The 17757-nt window shown below is 65.2% G+C and carries 10 protein-coding genes; 7 read left to right on the top strand and 3 right to left on the bottom strand.

The window, feature by feature from the left end; all coding sequences use genetic code 11:
* Positions 1 to 80: 80 nt before the first annotated feature.
* A complete protein-coding gene (locus tag M1P90_RS25940) occupies positions 81 to 9440 on the bottom strand; it encodes an SDR family NAD(P)-dependent oxidoreductase (RefSeq protein WP_483698483.1) in 9360 nt (3119 codons plus the stop codon).
* Positions 9441 to 9530: 90 nt separating this feature from the next.
* Positions 9531 to 11168, bottom strand: a complete 1638-nt coding sequence (locus M1P90_RS25935) for an acyl-CoA dehydrogenase family protein (protein WP_483698482.1) — start codon at positions 11166 to 11168, stop codon at positions 9531 to 9533.
* Between the two features lie 287 nt (positions 11169 to 11455).
* Here M1P90_RS25935 and maeA point away from each other — a divergent pair, with 287 nt between their 5' ends.
* The 7 genes from maeA to M1P90_RS25900 all read left to right on the top strand — a co-directional run bounded on the left by maeA (position 11456) and on the right by M1P90_RS25900 (position 16883).
* Entirely contained in the window at positions 11456 to 13171 is a 1716-nt protein-coding gene (gene maeA, locus M1P90_RS25930) for an oxaloacetate-decarboxylating malate dehydrogenase (protein WP_483698481.1), read from the top strand.
* A 401-nt stretch (positions 13172 to 13572) separates the two neighbouring features.
* On the top strand, positions 13573 to 14214 hold the full coding sequence (locus M1P90_RS25925; RefSeq protein ID WP_483698479.1) for a CBS domain-containing protein: 642 nt from the start codon (positions 13573 to 13575) through the stop codon (positions 14212 to 14214).
* 295 nt (positions 14215 to 14509) lie between these two features.
* Positions 14510 to 14821 carry a 50S ribosomal protein L21 gene (gene rplU / locus M1P90_RS25920; RefSeq protein ID WP_483698477.1) on the top strand — a complete coding sequence of 104 codons (312 nt, stop codon included), beginning with the start codon at positions 14510 to 14512 and terminating at the stop codon, positions 14819 to 14821.
* A gap of 70 nt (positions 14822 to 14891) precedes the next feature.
* Complete coding sequence (rpmA, locus tag M1P90_RS25915) at positions 14892 to 15170, top strand: 50S ribosomal protein L27 (RefSeq protein ID WP_483698476.1); 279 nt, start codon at positions 14892 to 14894, stop codon at positions 15168 to 15170.
* A gap of 28 nt (positions 15171 to 15198) precedes the next feature.
* Positions 15199 to 15501, top strand: a complete 303-nt coding sequence (rpmE, locus tag M1P90_RS25910; RefSeq protein ID WP_483698475.1) for a 50S ribosomal protein L31 — start codon at positions 15199 to 15201, stop codon at positions 15499 to 15501.
* 136 nt (positions 15502 to 15637) lie between these two features.
* Entirely contained in the window at positions 15638 to 16303 is a 666-nt protein-coding gene (locus tag M1P90_RS25905) for an MFS transporter (protein WP_483698474.1), read from the top strand.
* A complete protein-coding gene (locus M1P90_RS25900) occupies positions 16293 to 16883 on the top strand; it encodes an MFS transporter (protein WP_483698473.1) in 591 nt (196 codons plus the stop codon). Before M1P90_RS25905 ends, M1P90_RS25900 begins: the two co-directional genes overlap by 11 nt.
* An 89-nt stretch (positions 16884 to 16972) precedes the next feature.
* Here the strand turns inward: M1P90_RS25900 and M1P90_RS25895 are convergent, their stop codons facing one another.
* Complete coding sequence (locus tag M1P90_RS25895) at positions 16973 to 17707, bottom strand: PIG-L deacetylase family protein (RefSeq protein ID WP_483698471.1); 735 nt, start codon at positions 17705 to 17707, stop codon at positions 16973 to 16975.
* Positions 17708 to 17757 lie beyond the last annotated feature (50 nt).

Raw genomic sequence — 17757 nt, 5'->3', positions numbered from 1 at the left:
ATTTACGATTTGGGATTTACGATTTACGATTGCAGAGCACTAACTCTCAATCGTAAATCGTAAATCGTCAATCCAAAATCCTACAGCGTGACGCTGCCCGGCAGCTGTACCGTGCGGTAGCCGCGCAGGTCGACGTAGACGGTGCCGCGTTCGTCGAGCACGCAGGCATCGAAGCTCGCGCCGCCATCCACGGCGGTGACGAGCGCGTACAGGCGCGCGCCGCTGGCCGCTTCGGGCTGGCGGTAGACGGTGACCGCGCCGATGCCGAGCGGCAGCGCCATTGCGCCACGATTCGCCATTTCCCAGATGCCAGCGGTCTGGAAGCACAGCTCGATCAGGCGCGGCGCCATGAGCGTGGGCGCGTCGGCTGGCACGCTGTTGGGCAGCAGATGATCGGGCATCACCCCCAGGGCGCGGCTGCCGTTCACCAGCGCGCGATCGAGCACCTGGTAGGCGGGGCCATGAAAGTAGACCTTGTAAATGGCCGACCGCTCAAATTCCCGCGCATCCGGCTGGCTTTCCATAAAGGAATTCGGCAGATCGGCGGCAACCGGCGCTTCGATCCGCGCGGGCGTAAGCTCCACCGTCGCCGTGAAATGCAGGTCGTCGCGGGCGGGCAGGCCGGGCCGCGCGGGCGGCGTGAGCGAGCGCAGGGCGGTGTGGGCCACAAGCGTGCCGTCGCAGCCGGGCTGTATTTGGGCGCTCAGGCGCAGCGTGCGCGGCTCGTTGCGGTAGAACTTGAACGGACTGTGGAACTGCTCGTGGATGGCCGCGATGCGGTAGCCGGGCGCGAGCAGACTCGCCAGCTCGGCAAAGGCCTCGGTGCCCATCACGCCGGGCAGCACCGGGATGCCGTCGATCTGGTGGTCGTACAGGAAGGGCTGCACCTGCGGGTCGAGCTCGGTTTCCACCTCCAGCCCGCCGTAGAGCTTTGCGGTCACGACCTTGCCGAGCATGGGATGCCCAGCCACAGAGGGCACAGAGTTCTCGGAGGACGTGCTGGTTCGGGCCTTCTCAGTGCTCTCCGTGGCCTCTGTGGCCAGGCGCGCGGGCACTTTCGCCGGGTCGAGGCCGCCGGTCGGGTCGAACTCCTCGGTGAGGATGCCGAGCCGCTGGCCCACCACCATCTCGCCGCGGAAGTCGCCGCCGGTCAGCTCGCGCCGGATGGTCGGGATGCCCACCTCAGGCGGCAGCATGTCGATGCCAGCCAGCTCCATGATCTTGGGAATCGAGCCGCGCGTCGCCATGCCGATGCCGCCCCAGGCCGTCCAGTCAATCACGATGGCGCGGGTGTCGGGACGCCAGGCGCGCATGCTGCTGGTGATTTTGCACAGCAGGTCGTTCGCCGCGCTGTAGTCCGTCTGGCCGCTGTTGCCGAAGCGCCCGGCCACCGAGCTGAACGCGACCGTCGCGCCGATTGGCAGGCCGGCAGCGGCATGGAGCAGGCTGTAGAAGCCGTCGGCCTTGATGTCGAATACGCGGCCAAACTCTTCGGCGGTTTTGTCGCTCAGCGCGCGGCTGATCTCGATGCCGCCCGCGTGGAGCAGCACGTCGATCTTGCCGTAGCGCGCGCGCACGTCGCCGATCACCGCCGCAACGGCGGCATCGTCGAGCAGGTTGACGCTGCGGTAGTGCGCGGTGCCGCCGGCCGCCTGCACCGCCTCGATGGCGCGCAGGGCCGCCTCGGCGCGCTCGATCGCCATGATCTGGCGGTCGATCATCACCGGGGTAGGGCGCTCGCCAGCCGCCTTGAGGTCGTCGATCAGCTTGCGCTTGAGCGCTTCGCGGTCGCTGCGGAACAGCGCGATGTTCGGGTCGCTGGCGCTCGGCTCGGGTGTCAGGTCGAGCAGGTAGAAATTTGCGCCGCTGGCCGTCGCGAGGTCGGCTACAATCGCGCTGGTGATACCGCCCGCCGCGCCAGTCACGAGGATGACACTGTTAGAATCGAGCGTCAGGCCGGGGTTTTCGGCTGGCAGCGGCTGCTCTTCCAGCGTGACGGTGAAGCGCAGGCCGTTGTGGTAGCCCACCTCGACCACGCCCGGGTCGGCCAGCGTTTCGGCCAGCAGCAGCTCGGCGGGCTCGGCGGTTTTGCGGCCCGGCTCGAAGTCGACCGCCTTGACCAGCACGGCCGTTTGTTCGCGCTTGTAGGCCTTGGTGAAGCCTGTCACTGCGCCGCCAAGTGGGGCGCTCGCGCCCGACTCGCCGTAGCCGTGCAGGCCGCCCAGGCGCGTGCCGGCCACCAGGAAGGGCGGCTCGCCCGCGCCGAGCAGGGTGTGCATGACGAGGTGCAGATTTTTGGCGCGCACGCGGTTGAGCTCGTGCCACTGCTCGGCGCTCATCGCCTCCAGCGCGGGCTCGGTATCGAGCGCGGGCAGCCAGTAGACGCCGTGCACCGCGCCATCGGCCAGGCAGGCGTGCAGTTGCGCTTCCAGCGTTGCCGCGTCGTGCTGCGGGTCGAGCTCGCACACGGTTACGCCGCGCCGCTCCAGGCGATTGATCAGCACCTTGCCAACCCCGCCACGATCTGCCGCAACCAGCACGCGGCTGCCCATTTCGAGCGCGACGCCAGTGGGCTTGCACAGCTCCAGGGCGGGGCGCAGCGCGGGCACCGGCACGCGGCGCGGGGCGCGGTTGGCTTCTTCTACGGACGAAGGACGAAGGACGGAGGACGAAGGGGCGACTGTTTCGACTTGTACAACACCATTCGTCATTGGTCGTTCGTCATTCGTCGTATCGCCAACCGCTACCTGCCGACTGGCGACTGCCAGCTCCGGCTTCTGGTCGCGCACGAACTGAATGACGCTCGCCAGGGTCGGGTAGTCGCGCAGCTTGAGGTCTTCGATGCGCGGGATATCGAATGCCGCCCGCACGGCTGCGAAGGTCTCGGCCTGCTTGACGGTGTCGACGCCCAGGTCGGCTTCCAGATCAAGCTCCAGTTCCAGCATCTCGGTCGGGTAGCCGGTCTTCTCCGCGACGATGGCGAGCACGGTCTCGGTAACGGGGTCGGACGAAGGACGAATGACGGAGGACGAAGGGGCGACTGTTTCGACTTGTACAACTCCATCCGTCATTGGTCGTTCGTCATTTGTCGTATCGCCAACTGCCAACTGCCGACTGCCGACTGCCAACTCCGGCTTCTGGTCGCGCACGAACTGGATGACGCTCGCCAGGGTCGGGTAGTCGCGCAGCTTGAGGTCTTCGATACGCGGGATGTCGAATGCCGCCCGCACCGCCGCAAAGGTCTCGGCCTGCTTGACCGTATCCACGCCCAGGTCGGCCTCCAGGTCGAGGTCGAGGTCGAGCATGTCCTGCGGGTAGCCGGTCTTCTCCGCGACGATCGCGAGCACGGTTTCGGTGACGGGGTCGGACGAAGGACGAAGGACGGAGGACGAAGGGGCGACTGTTTCGACTTGTGCAACTCCATCTGTCATTGGTCGTTCGTCATTTGTCGTATCGCCAACCGCTACCTGCCGACTGGCGACTGCCAGCTCCGGCTTCTGGTCGCGCACGAACTGGATGACGCTCGCGAGGGTCGGGTAGTCGCGCAGCTTGAGGTCTTCGATACGCGGGATATCGAATGCCGCCCGCACCGCCGCGAAGGTTTCGGCCTGCTTGACCGTATCCACGCCCAGGTCGGCCTCCAGGTCGAGGTCGAGGTCGAGCATGTCCTGCGGGTAGCCGGTCTTCTCCGCGACGATGGCGAGCACGGTTTCGGTGACGGGGTCGGACGAAGGGGCGACTGTTTCGACAGGCACTACTCCATTCGTCATTGGTCGTTCGTCATTGGTCGGCGGAGCCAACTCCGGCTTCTGGTCGCGCACAAAGCCAATCACGCTCGCCAGGGTCGGGTAGTCGCGCAGCTTGAGGTCTTCGATGCGCGGGATGTCGAAGGCTGCCCGCACCGCCGCGAATGTCTCGGCCTGCTTGACCGTGTCCACGCCCAGGTCGGCCTCCAGGTCGAGGTCGAGGTCGAGCATGTCCTGCGGGTAGCCGGTCTTCTCGGCGACGATTGCGAGCACGGTTTCGGTAACGGGGTCGGACGAAGGACGAAGGACGGAGGACGAAGGGGCGACTGTTTCGACAGGCGCTACTCCATCCGTCATTGGTCGTTCGTCATTCGTCGGCGGAGCCAACTCCGGCTTCTGGTCGCGCACAAAGCCAATCACGCTCGCCAGGGTCGGGTAGTCGCGCAGCTTGAGGTCTTCGATGCGCGGGATGTCGAATGCTGCCCGCACCGCCGCGAATGTCTCGGCCTGCTTGACCGTATCCACGCCCAGGTCGGCCTCCAGGTCGAGGTCGAGGTCGAGCATGTCCTGCGGGTAGCCGGTCTTCTCCGCGACGATTGCGAGCACGGTTTCGGTGACGGGGTCGGACGAAGGACGAAGGACGGAGGACGAATGGGCGACTGTTTCGACAGGCGCTACTCCATTCGTCATTGGTCGTTCGTCATTCGTCGGCGCGCTGCCAACCGCCACCTGCCGACTGCCGACTGCCAACTGCTGACTGCCAACTGCCACCGGCACATGCCCGTTCGTCGCAGGTGCAAATGTAGCCATTGGAGCAGGAATTTCCTGCCGCTGTATCTCCTTATCTCCCTGTCTCCTTGCCTCTGTTTCCCTGACTACCACTTGCACACTACCCCCCGGCGCGGCAGCGCGCTGGGTCGGCCCAGTGCCATAGTCCCACCTGCTCGCCACCGGCACGCGGGCTGGCGCGCCCTGCGCCTTCACGCGCAGCACGTGCTGAACAACCTCGGTTTCGGCGCGGTCGTAGCCGCTTGTATCCGCCAGCCAGCGGTCGTAGCGCGCGCGGCTGTCGATGCGCTCAGGCGCGCCGGGGATGCGCCGCGTCAGCGTCAGCGCGAGCTGCGAGCCAAAGCCGGCCGCGAGGTGAATGGCGTACTGCACCGGGTAGCGCCCGCCGCGACTCAGCGTCAGCGCGCCCAGGTCGGGGTCGGGCTCCTTCAGGTTCGGCACTGGCGGGACGATGCCGTGCTCAAGGATTTTGAGCGCGATCACATCCTCGATGCCGACGCCCATCGGGTGGCCGGTGAAGCCCTTGGTGTTCGCCATCACGATCTCGCCGGCGGCCAGGCCAAAGGTGCGGCGCAGCGCAGCCACCTCGGCCGAGGCGCTGCCGCCCCGCGCGGGCGTGAAGGTCTCGTGCGAGACGAACACGGTCTGCGCGGCAATCGCGCGCCGGTCGATGCCGAAGCGGCGCTCGGCGGATGTCACCAGCTGGTTCATCACCTCGGCGATATGGTCGACATCCAGGCGCGTGCCGTGGAAGGCGCTGTTGCGCGTTTCGCTGCTCAGCAGCTCGACCACGCCGCGCATGCCGCGCTCGCGCACGGCGTCTTCGCTTTCGACCACCAATGCGCACGCGCCCATGCCCAGGATTGTCCCGTGGCGGCGGCGGTCGAACGGCAGCGCGGCCTCGGCCACGCGGTCGTCGGTGGCGGCAGCACCCGTCGCAAGGAAGCCCGCGCCAATCCACTCCATCAGTCGCTCGCCAGTCACGTCGTCGGCGGCGATCACCAGCACGCGCCGGCAGCGCCCGCTGCGCACCCAGTCTTCGGCCAGCGCAATCGCCTGCGTGGTGCTGGCGCAGGCCGCATTGACATGCGTGTTCGGGCCGCGCGCGCCGATATATTCGGCAAACTGGCTGTGGCCCATCGCCAGAATGCGGAAGATAAAGCGCCGGTCGAACTCATACGGCGCGCGCTCCAGCTCCTCACCGAGCGCGCCAATCCGGCGCGCCAGTTCGGCCAGCGTGGCGGGGTCGCCCGTGTAGCGGCGCAGGTCTTCGAGCGCGGCAAGCTGTGCGCGGCGATTTTCCCACTCGTAGTAGCGCTCGAACTCGTCGGCCAGGCGGTCGAGGCCGGGGAAGGCGCTGGCGAAAATCACGCCAGTTTCGTCGCGCAGGGCCTCGGGCAGCAGCCAGCGCTCGGGCAGGAAGGTGCCCTTGCTGGTCTTCTTGTAGGTCTGCACCAGCGGGATGCCCGCTTCGCGCAGGGCATCCAGGCCGGCGGCCATTGCGAGCTGTGTGGTGATGTCGAGCGCTTCGACCAGCTTGGGCGGCACACCATACTCGCCGCTCAGGTCGAACGAACCCGGCCGCGCGGCCAGCTTGATCACGTCGTGCGGGTCGGTAATCGTCTCGAAGCTGCCGCTGCCGTCTTCGCCCTTCACCAGCCGCGTGACGCGCTTGGCGAGCATGTGGATGCGGAAGCGCTCGGGGATCAGATCGATGAACTGCTCGCCATGCAGGATGCGCAGGGCGTTGTCGGCGTCCATTACGGGCTTTTCCGCGCCGGGCAGGCCCAAACCCGTGCCGCTGATCACCACTGAGCCAAGCGGAACGGCGTTGCGATCGTAAGGCGAGTGCTGAGTGCTGAGGGTTGAATGTTGAGTTGATATGCTTTGTAACGCCTGCGTCAACAATTGGCCTAGCGCCTCGATACCATTGGAGTGTTGCGTTGTTGCCGGCATCATCACTACACTTTCTGCTTCAGGTTCGGATGTTCGCTCTGGCAACTCAGCACTCAAACCTGAGAACTCAAAACTACCCGCATATCCCGCCGCATACAGCCCGCACAGCGCCTGGTTGAAGCTGGCCAGCTCGCCGGTCTTCGGGTGGTTGGTGAACAGCGAAACCACGTCGGCCTTGCCGCCCAGCACGTCGTCCACAAAGCCCTTGAGCGCCTTCTTCGGCCCAACCTCCACAAAAGTGCGCACGCCATTCGCGTACAGCGTTTCGAGGCCCTTGACCCACTGCACCGGCGCGGCGATCTGCTGCTCCAGCAGGTCTTTGATGCTCTCGACGTCGCTCGGGTACAGCTCGCCGGTCACGTTCGCCACCAGCGGCAGCGTGGGCGGGCTGATGCGCAGGCGGTTCAGCACCTGGCGCAGCGGCTTGCTGGCCGGCGCGACGATGTTGGTGTGAAAGGCGTGGCTGACCGGGATGCGCTGGGCCTGGAAGCCCTTCTTCGTAAAGACCTCAATCGCCTGCTCGACGGCCTTGCTCGCGCCGCCAATCACCGACTGCCCGTAGCTGTTGATGTTTGCGGCCACCACATAGCCGTCGATCTCCTTCAGCGTCGCCTGCACCACGTCGAGCGGGGCCATCACCGCGGCCATCCAGCCGTTGTCGCCCACGCTGACCTTGGTCATCTCGCTGCCGCGCGCGGCGGCGGCTTCCAGCGCGTCGGCCAGCGGCATGATGCCGGCAGCGGTGAGCGCGGCGTACTCGCCCAGCGAGTGGCCCATCACCATGTCGGGGCGGAAGCCGTAATCGGCCAGCAGCCGCGCCACCGCCGCGTCGAGCGTGAGCATCGCGGGCTGGGTGATTGCGGTCTGCATCAGGTCGCGCTCGGCCTGCTTCACGGCGGCCGGGTCGGAGCCATCCACAAAAATGTAGCTGGTCAGCGGGCGGCCCAGGATCGGCGTCATCACGCCATCGGCCTCGTTGAAAACACCTTTGACGGCGGGCGAAACGCCGGCCAGCTCGCGGCCCATGTTCACATACTGGCTGCCCTGGCCGGGGAACAAAAACGCGATCTTGCCCGGCGCGGCCTCGCTGCCCCGGAACACGCCCTGCGCCTGGAGCGCCTTCCACGCGGCCGGGTTGTCAAAGCCAGCGGCCTTGCGCGCCTTGGCAAGTTTGTCGAGCAGCTCGTCGTGCGTGCCGAAATCGATCACCAGACGCTCGGGGGCGCGCAGGGTGGCCGGCTCGGGCGCGGCGATTGGCGGCGTCCAGCCGCCTTCAACCCTGCGGAACGCCGCGTCGAGCGCGTCCTTCAGCGCCACGGGCGTGTCCGCGCCGAGGGCGAGGATGCCGCGGATAGGGGCTGGTTGGGGCGCAGCAGCCACAAAGCTTTCTTCAAGTAAAACACTTCTGGCTGCTGCGCCCTTACCGACGGTCGATATTGCGGCTGCTGCGCCCTTATCGATGGTCGATGCTGCGGCTGCTGCGCTCTTTGCGGTTGTATCCGCTCCCGCGAACTGCCTGCGCTCCTCGGCTTTCAGCATCCCCGGCACGTATTCTTCCATCACAACGTGGAAGTTGGTGCCGCCGAAGCCGTAGGCGCTGACGCCAGCGCGGCGCGGGAAGCCGCTCGGGCGCTCCCATTCGCGCGCTTCGTGGTTCAGGCGGAACGGCAGCGCGGCGAAGTTGATGTTCGGGTTGGGCTTCTCGGAGTTGAGCGTGGGCGGCAGCACTTTGTCGCGCAGCGCCATCACGGTTTTGAGCAGGCCCGCCGCGCCCGCACCAGCCTTGAGGTGGCCGATATTGCTTTTCGCCGAGCCAAGCGCGATCCGCCCGCGTTCCGCGCTGCCAAACACTTTGCTCAGGCTTTCGACCTCGGTCACGTCGCCGACGCGGGTGCTGGTGCCGTGCGCCTCGACCAGTGTGGCCGTGGCGGGGTCGAGCCCGGCGTCGTGCCAGGCGCGCTGCACGGCCAGCACCTGCCCGACCGGGTTGGGCGCGGTGATGCCCTTGCCCTTGCCATCGCTGGAGCCGCCAATCCCACGAATGACGGCGTAGATATTGTCGCCATCGCGCTCGGCGTCATGGAGGCGTTTGAGCAGGAAGAGCGCCGCGCCCTCGCCCATCACAAAGCCATCCGCGCCATCGCCAAACGGGCGCGTGCCGGTGGCGCTCAGCGCGCCGATCTTGCAGAACTTCACAAAAGTCGACGCGCCCATGTTGCGGTCGACCCCGCCAGTCAGCACGGCGTCGCACTGGCCCTGGAGCAGCAGCTCGACCGAGGCATCCAGCGCGGCAAAGGTCGAGGCGCAGGCCGCGTCGGTGATGAAGCTCGGGCCGCGCAGGTTCAGCACGTTCGCCACGCGCCCAGCCACAATATTCGCCAGCTCGCCGGGCATTGAGTCCTCGGTGATTGGGGGCAGGCGCCGTTCGATCTGCTCGTGCCAGCGCGCCAGCAGCGCCGCGCGCGTGCTTTCCGGCAGGTGCTGAAACTCGGGCACGGCCTCGAGCGCGCGGGCATATTCGGGGAAAGAAACGCGCAGGTTCGTCAGGTAGTGCAGCTCGCCGCCCATCGCCGTGCCGATGATTACGCCAGTGTTCTCAAGATTGAGCGGGCGATCGGGGTAGCCATAATCGGCCAGCGCCTCGGCGGCAATCGTCACCGCCCACTGCTGGCTTTCGTCCATTGCGGCGGCAACTTTGGGGGGAATGCGGAAGCGCTGCCAGTCGAAGGTGAAACCGCGCAGCCAGCCGCCAATTTTGCTGTAGGTTTTGTCGGGCGCGGCGGGGTCGGGATCATAGTAGCTTGCCGCGCTCCAGCGCTCGGAAGGCACCTCGGTGATGCTGTAGCGTTTGGCGAGGATGTTCTTCCAGAATGCGGGCGCATTCGGCGCGTCGGGCAGCAGCGCCCCCACACCAACGATCGCAACTGCGCGATCTGCTGTCGAATCCATATCTTTCATCCTTGAATTTACGATTTCCGATTTTGGATTTACGAATGAGTGGGGAAGCAAAATCGTAAATCGTAAATCTAAAATCGTAAATTATCCGGCTGGAAACGCCGCAATCAGCGCCGCCGCCACCGTGTTCATGTCCTCCACCAGGCCAGCCTGCGCCGCAAAAATCGCCGGCAAGTTGAGCGAGTCGGATAATCGCGGGTCGCTCTGGCCCGCGCCAATCGCCCAGCGCAGCCCGTCGTTCGCGATCTTGAGCGCGGCGTCGCGGGCGTGAATGCGCGCCATCGTGCGCAGCGTGGCTGGCTCGAATGGCACGGCCTCGCTGGGCGTGGTCACGGCGCGCTCGGCAAAGATGGCAGCCGTCTCGCCATAGGCAATCAGCTCGCCCAGGCGGAACAGGATGTGCTGGTTGCGCGTCAGCCGGTCGAGGCGGCAGCGCTCTAGTAGCGCCACGAGCGCTCGCAGCGCCAGGGCGGCCGTTTCCGCGCCACTATCGGGCCGGTCGGCGGCGAGCGTTTCGAGGCGCGTGGCCCAGTCGCGGTAGTACGCGCCCTGCGATTTCAGGTGCAGCTGCCAGCGGTCGCGCGCAATCGTCCACTCCATAATCTCCGAAGTGCCTTCGTAGATGCAGGTGATCCGCACGTCGCGCTTGATCTTCTCGACCATGTATTCCTTGGTGTAGCCATAGCCGCCGTGCGCCTGAATTGCGTCTTCGGCAGCCTTGTTTCCCGCTTCGGTCGCCATATACTTCGCCACCGCGCCCTCGGTCTGCTGCTCGGGGTCGCCGCCGTCGATGCGCTCTGCGACCCATTCGATGTAGGCGCGCGCGGCCTCAAGGCGCACGGCGTTGGGCACCAGCAGCTTGTGTGTGTAGGCCTGCTTGGTGCTGAGTAATGCGCCACCCTGCACGCGTGTCTGGCCGTAGCGAATGGCGCGTTCCAGTGCGGCCCAGCCGCCGCCCAGGCCAAACGAGCCGACCATCAGGCGCGTGTAGCCGAACACCGCCTGCGCCTGCGCCAGGCCCTGGCCTTCCACGCCGCCAACCAGCCGGTCTTTCGGCACATACACATCGTCGAGGAACAGCGCGGCGGTGTTCGAGGCGCGAATGCCGTGCTTGTCTTCCGGCTTGCCCTTGGTGAAGCCCGGCGCGTCGTGCTCGACAACGAACCATGAGGGGCCGCCGGGCGCGTTCGCCAGCACGGTGTAGAGGCGGGCCACGCCGCCATTGCTGATCCACTGCTTGCGGCCAGTGATTTTGTAGCCAACCAGCTCGCCATTTTCCAGCACCGGCACGGCCCTGGTGGTGAGCGAACCGAGGTCGCTGCCGGCCTGCGGCTCGGTCGCGCCATAGGCCACCAGCAGGCCCTCGTCGGCGATCCTGCCCATCCACAGCTTCTTTTGCTCCTCGGTGCCGCCCACGGTGATCGGGTCGGTGCCGAGGAAGGTGGCAAGCACGCCAGTGGCAATGCCCAGGTCGATCCGCGCCATCGTCTCGGAGACGCGGTAGATGTCGTAGGCGCCGCCGCCCAGGCCGCCATACTCTTCGGGGATGAACATCAGGTGCAGGCCGAACTGCTCGGGATCGTAGAGATCCTTCAGCACCTGGGCCGGGAATTCGTCTTTTTCGTCAAGCTCGCGCAGGAACTCGGGCTTCAACTTGCGCTCAGCATATTCCTGCAGCGTCGCAATGACCATGTCGCGCGTTTCAGTGTCTAAACCGATCATGGGCGTACCTCCAGCCAGCTTGAATAATGGTCGCTGTACAACATGTGGATAGTAGCCCGCGCCGGTTCGCTATGTAGGGAAGAAACAAATATCGTAAGGAAACAATTCTTCACTGCTTGAAACTCGCGGTCAGCGTGCGCTAAAAAACGCGTGGCAGGGAGCAGTAAAGAATTCTTTCCGCAATATGGAGATTCCTTTCCCCCGCCTGCCGCCCCAATCGCATACGCTAGGCGATGGAATGCTGCACAGCGCCCGTGCCTTGGCGCGGCGGCTGAAAGGAGCTGCACATGAAACCCTACCGGGTGGTGCGCGATCCTCGCTCCGGCGAGACGACGCTTGAAACCACGCTCGGCGGCGCGATGCTGCTGGAGTGCCCGATGCTGAATAAAGGAAGCGCCTTCACCGACGGCGAACGCCAGGCGCTGGGCCTGCTGGGCCTGCTGCCGCCGCATGTCGCCAGCGTTGAGGAGCAGCTTGCGCGCACCTATGAGAACTACCGCCAGAAAACCAGCGCGCAGGAGCGGCATGTGTTCCTCACCAGCCTGCAAGATCGCAACGAGGCGCTGTTCTACCAGCTGCTCGGCCAGCACCTGCCCGAAATGCTGCCCATGGTTTATGCGCCGGTCATTGGTATTACTGCGCGGAACTACAGCCACAGCTACCGCCGCCCGCGCGGCCTGTATATTGCCTACCCGCAGCGCGACGCGATCGAGGCCATTTTGCGCAGCGCGCCCACCGACGACGTGCGCGCTATTGTCGTCACCGACGGCGAACATGTGGTGGGGCTGGGCGACATGGGCATTGGCGGCATGGAGATCGCGGTGGGTAAGCTAACGCTCTACACGCTCGCCGCCGGCATTCACCCGGCCAGCACGCTGCCCATCCACCTCGACGTTGGCACCGACAACCAGGCGCTGCTGGACGACCCACTCTACCTCGGCTGGCGGCACGAGCGCGTGCGCGGCCCTGAGTACGATGCCTTTGTGGAGGCCTTTGTCGAAGCAGTGGCACACGTGTTCCCGAACGCGCTGCTGCAATGGGAAGATTTTGCGCGGCCCAACGCCCGCCGCTTGCTCGATCGCTACCGCGACCGCATCCCCTCGTTCAACGACGACATCCAGGGCACGGGCGCGGCGGCGCTGGCGGGTGTGCTGGCTGGCCTGGCGCACAGCGGCGGCAGCCTGGCCGAACAGCGCGTGGTGATCGCCGGAGCGGGCGCGGTGGCTGGCGGCGTGGCCGACATGCTGGCCGCTGCGATGGTGGGCGCAGGTGTGCCGCCCGACCAGGCGCGCGCCGCGATCTGGCTGGCCGACAGCCATGGCCCGCTCCATGACGGCCGCAGCGACCTCGATGCGAGCAAGCAGCCTTATGCCCAGCCGCTCGCCAGCGCGGTGAAATATCGCCTGGCGCGGCCTGGCGGCACGACCCTGCTCGACCTCGTGCAGCAGATCAAGCCAACGATTTTGATCGGCGCGTCGGGGCAGGGCGGGCTGTTTACACAGGAAGTCGTCAGCGCGATGGCAAACAACGCCGAGCGCCCGATCATCTTCCCGCTTTCGAGCCCGCTGGCGCGCAGCGAGGCCACGCCCGCCCAATTGCTCGAATGGTCGGGTGGGCGGGCGCTGGTGGCCAGCAGCAACCCGCAGCCCGAGGTGGCCTATCGCGCCGGGGTAGTGCCGTCCAGCCAGCTCAGCAGCCTGTTTATTTTCCCGGGCGTGGCGCTGGGTGCGATTGCGTCGGGCGCGCGCCGCATCACCAAGCCGATGCTGGTGGCAGCCGCGCAGGCGCTCAGCCGCTTCGCGCCGTTGAACTCGCACGACTCCGCGCCGCTCTACCCACCTATCAGCGCGGTGCGCGACGTTGCGCGGGCAGTAGCCGTGGCCGTGGCGGTCGCCGCCGAGCAAACGGGCGTGGCGACCAATGGCGGCAGCGCCGAGCATGTCGATGCGCTGATCTGGCAGCCCGGCTACAACCGCATCCGGCGCGTAGAGCGCCTGGCGTAAACGGTTCTGTTGCGGTTGGCAGGTTGCAGGTTGCAGCTTGCAGGTTACTGCCGGTTTCTCGGTTCTCGGTTCTTGGTTCTTTGCAGGTTACTGCCGACTGCCGACTGCCGACTGCCGACTGCCGACTGCCGGCTTCTCAGTTCTATGGTTCTCGGTTCTCGGTTCTTGGTTCTTTGCAGGTTACTACCGACTGCCGACTGCCGACTGCCGACTGCCGACTGCCGACTGCCAACTGCCAACTGCCGGTTTCTCGGTTCTCGGTTCTCGGTTCTTGGTTCTTTGCAGGTTACTGCCGACTGCCAACTGCCGACTGCCGACTGCCGACTGCCAACTGCCGGCTTCTCGGTTCTATGATTCTCGGTTCTTGAAAAATCACACAATGAAGTGTAAGGAGCATAGTGATGCTTGTTGGCGAACGTATGACCCACCCGGTAATTCCGGTTCATCCCGAAACGTCGGTGCCCGAGGCGCTGACGCTGATGCGGCGCGAGAAGATTCGCCGCCTGCCCGTCGTCGATCAGGGGCGGCTGGTTGGCATTGTGACCGACCGCGACCTGCTGCATGCTTCCGCATCATCTGCCACGACGCTGAGCGTATGGGAGCTGAACTACCTGCTCAGCAAGCTGACCGTCGCGAAGGTGATGTGCGCCGACGTGCTGACCGTGGCCGAAAATACGCCAATCGAAGAAGCGGCGCGGATCATGGCCGACAACAAAATCGGCGGCCTGCCGGTGATGCGCGGCGACCATATTGTTGGCATGATCACCGAAACCAACCTGTTTCGCGTGCTGCTCGAAATGACCGGCGCGCGCGAAAAAGGCGTGCGCGCCACCGTGCTGGTGCCCGACCGCGCCGGGCAGCTTGCGCAGCTCACACACGCCGTGGCCGACCTGGGCGGCAATATCATTGCGCTCAGCACTTTTGCCGGCGAAGATCCTTCGAACAGCCTGGTGATGTGCAAGATCGCCGGCATCGAGCCCGAGCTGCTGCGCGAGCGGCTGGCCCCCATCGTCGAGCGCGTGGTCGATATTCGTGAGAGCTAGGCAGGCCCAGCGAGGTGTGAAGCGTCTTCGCGCATAAGGCAAAACGCTTCACACTCTCATGCAAAACGTACCGCGCTGCGCGTGGCATCCTTCATGATTTTGCAATGCGAAGCCGCGCATTTCCGTAACGCATAACTATTTGACAGAGCCGCCGCGCTTTGCTATAATCACCCGCAGTCTGATGCGAGGGCACTCCATCCATAGAGTGGCTGGTCCACTCTTTTTTCGTGTGAAGAAAGCTTTGGGGCCGCATGCGCGCCCTGAGCACCAGCACCAAGTATTGAGGAGCGGCGTCGTGTACGCAATTATTCGTGATCGCGGGATGCAGTACCGCGTCGAAGAAGGCCAGGTTGTCGAACTGGCATTGATGAATGCCGACATCGGCAGCCAGGTTGAGCTTGGCGAAGTGCTGATGATTGGCGGCGGCGACAAGGTCACGGTTGGCAGCCCGCTGGTTTCGGGCGCCAAAGTGCTTGCCAAGGTCGTTGGCAACAGCAAAGGCGAGAAGATCATCGTCTTCAAGTACAAAAACAAGAAGCGATATCGCCGCCGGACGGGCCATCGCCAGCAGTACACCAAGGTCTCGATCAGCCAGATCCTGAGCTAAACCGCTGCGTTTTGAACTATAGCGCGGCCTGCTTCGGCCGGTCGCGTATTTCTACCTTACGGAGGCAACAATGGCGCATAAAAAAGGTGTCGGCAGCTCGCGCAACGGCCGCGATAGCAAGCCGAAAATGCTTGGTGTCAAGCGCTACGGCGGCCAGCGTGTCAACGCCGGCGAAGTGATTGTGCGCCAGCGCGGCACCAAGATCAAGCCGGGCGTGAATGTCGGCCTGGGCCGCGACCACACGATTTACGCAATGGTCGAGGGCGTGGTCACCTTCGAGCACTACTCGCGCACGCAGAAGCAGGTGAGCGTCTACACCGCCCCGGTAGCCGAAAGCAGCGCGGCCTAATCACATATTCCCGAAACTGGAGAAACCCTTGAAAGATAATATTCACCCAAAAGTGTACAACACCACAATGGTCTGCACGACCTGTGGCACCAACTGGCCGACTGAGTCGACGCGCCAGAACATTCGCGTTGATATCTGCTCGCACTGCCACCCGTTCTACACGGGCGAGCAGCGCATTGTCGATACCGCCGGCCAGGTTGATCGCTTTATGAAGCGTTTGCAGACCAGCCAGGCCCAGCAGGCCGACGCTGCCCGCCGCCGCGAAGAGAAGAACAAGCCGGCCCCCAAGAAGCCCAGCTTGCTCAAGGAAATTTACGGCGACGAGGAATAAGCCTCGCTCGATACCCTCAACCATCAGGAAGCCCCGGTGATGCACGCATCGCCGGGGCTTCCTGCCAGAATTCTCATTTCGCCCGTACGTTCGGGGGTGGCACGGCCGCTCCCGAACGTCTTTGTTGAGGAAACACATGTCCGAAGTCGAAGTGCCGCTGCCCGCCGACCGCCACGAGCCTGCCGACGCCCTGCCCACCGAGCTGCCGCCGCTCAATGGCCGGCTGATGATCGCGCTTTACGCGGCAGTGTTTATGGTTTCGGCCGAGGCGCGCGTGATTGCGCCGCTGCTGCCCGCGATTGCGCAGGATTTTCGCACATCAATCGCAAGCGTGGGCATTCTAATCACCGCCTACAATATTCCCTACGGCTTGTTTCAGCTGGTGTATGGCCCGCTGGCCGACCGCTTCAGCCGCCAGCGCGTCATGGGCGCGGCGCTGGCGCTGTTCTCCATCGGCACCTGTGTGAGCGGTTTTGCACCCAACCTGCCCATGCTCGACGTGCTGCGCCTGGCGACCGGCGGCGCGGCGGCGGGTGTCATCCCGATCGCGCTGGCGTATGTGGGCGACGCAGTGCCGTATGATCGTCGGCAGGCGGTGCTCGGGCAGGTCGTGAGTATTTCGGCCATGGGCGGCGTGCTGTCGGCAGCGCTGGGCGGCCTGATTGCTGCGCTGGTGAGCTGGCGGGTGCTGTTTATTGGCTATGGCGCGCTGGCCTGCATCGTTTCTGCCCTGCTGCTGCGCCTGCCGGTGACGCGAGTGCGCGCGCCAGCGCCGCGCGAAGGCGGCTTGCTTGGCCCATAACCAGGCAATCTTCCGGCTGGCCGGCGCGCGCGCCTGGGCGCTCTACGGGCTGGTGTTCTTCGAGGGCGTGGCGGCAATCAGCACGGCTGGCTATTTCGGCGCGCTCCTGTTCGAGCGCGATGGCTACAGCTACGCGCTGATTGGCGCGCTGCTGACGATCAGCGGCGTGGCGAGCATGATTACCGGGCGCTTTGTGGGCGGGCTGGTGCGGCGCATTGGCGAGCGCGGCATGCTGCTGCTCGGCGGCGCGATGATGACGCTCGCTTACCTGCTGGTGGGCTTGCAGCCAACCATGCTGTTCTTTCCGCTGGCGATGGCGTTTTCCGGTGCGGGCTTTATTGTGGCGCACAGCACCTTGCAGGCGCGCGCCACCGAGCTGGTGCCCAGCATGCGCGGCACGGCGGTGGCCTTGTTCGCGTTCAGCCTGTTTATTGGCGGCGGGCTGGGCACATGGCTGGCGGGGCTGGCGATCGACCGCTTCGGCTATGCCGTGGCGATCCTGGGGACGGCCGCGCTGCTGGCGGTCTATACGTTCTGCGCGGGCGCGCTGACGCCAGCCGCAAATCGCGCGGAAGCCTGATCATCAGACGCACTACGCACTATGACAGTGAGGATAGTGCGTAGTGCGTATGATGGCTTTCCTGCGCCTTCGCAGCTATGCCAGATGCATTAGCCGTTCTCGGTGCGGTGGAAGACTTCGGCATATTCCATGTTGTAGGACTTGCCGGTTTCGCCCGCCCACTGGCGCAGCCGTGGCTCCAGCTCATTCATGCGCGGGCCAAGCTGGCTCTGGTGTGCGCGCAGCGCCGCGATCTTGGTATCGAACGAGCCAGAAATGTCGACGGCGTGGTTGACTTCGGGCGCGCCCATCACATACAGCTCGCGCACTTTGTGCGGCAGCAAGCCTTCTGCCAGCAACTCGGGGAAGTCCCAGGCGTTCTGGCTGGCCGGGTAGAGCGCGGCGATGGTGGCCGTGCCAACCGCGAGGTGGTCGGGGTGGTGGCGGCCAATGGCGTAGGCTGGCTTCCAGGTGCGCTCAGGCGACTGGCAGAGCACGCGGGTGGGGCGGTAGCGGCGCATCAGGCGCACCAGCTCGCGGCGCAGATCCAGCGTTGGCTGAACCGTGCCGTCGGGAATATCGAGAAAGATCACGTCTTTCACGCCCAGGATGCGGGCAGCTTCGCGCTGCTCGGCCTTACGGATGTCGGTAATCTTGCGTCGCGCTTCAGGCCCAACGTCGGTGGCGTCATCGGCCCCGCCACCCGAGGCGTCGGTGCAGATCACGAAATACACGTCCCAGCCGTCCTTCACCCACGCCGCCACCGAGCCGCCGCACCCGAACTCAGCGTCGTCGGGATGCGCAACAATGGTCATTGCGATTTTTGGGAGTTCCTGCTCGCTCATTACCCTGCCCTTCATGTGTTGATGTTTCCGGGCAGTAGTATACCACCGCG

Source organism: Kouleothrix sp. 19917 (assembly GCF_057073505.1).
The sequence above is the reverse complement of the archived record's forward strand: the minus strand, read 5'-3'. Positions and strand labels throughout refer to the sequence as shown.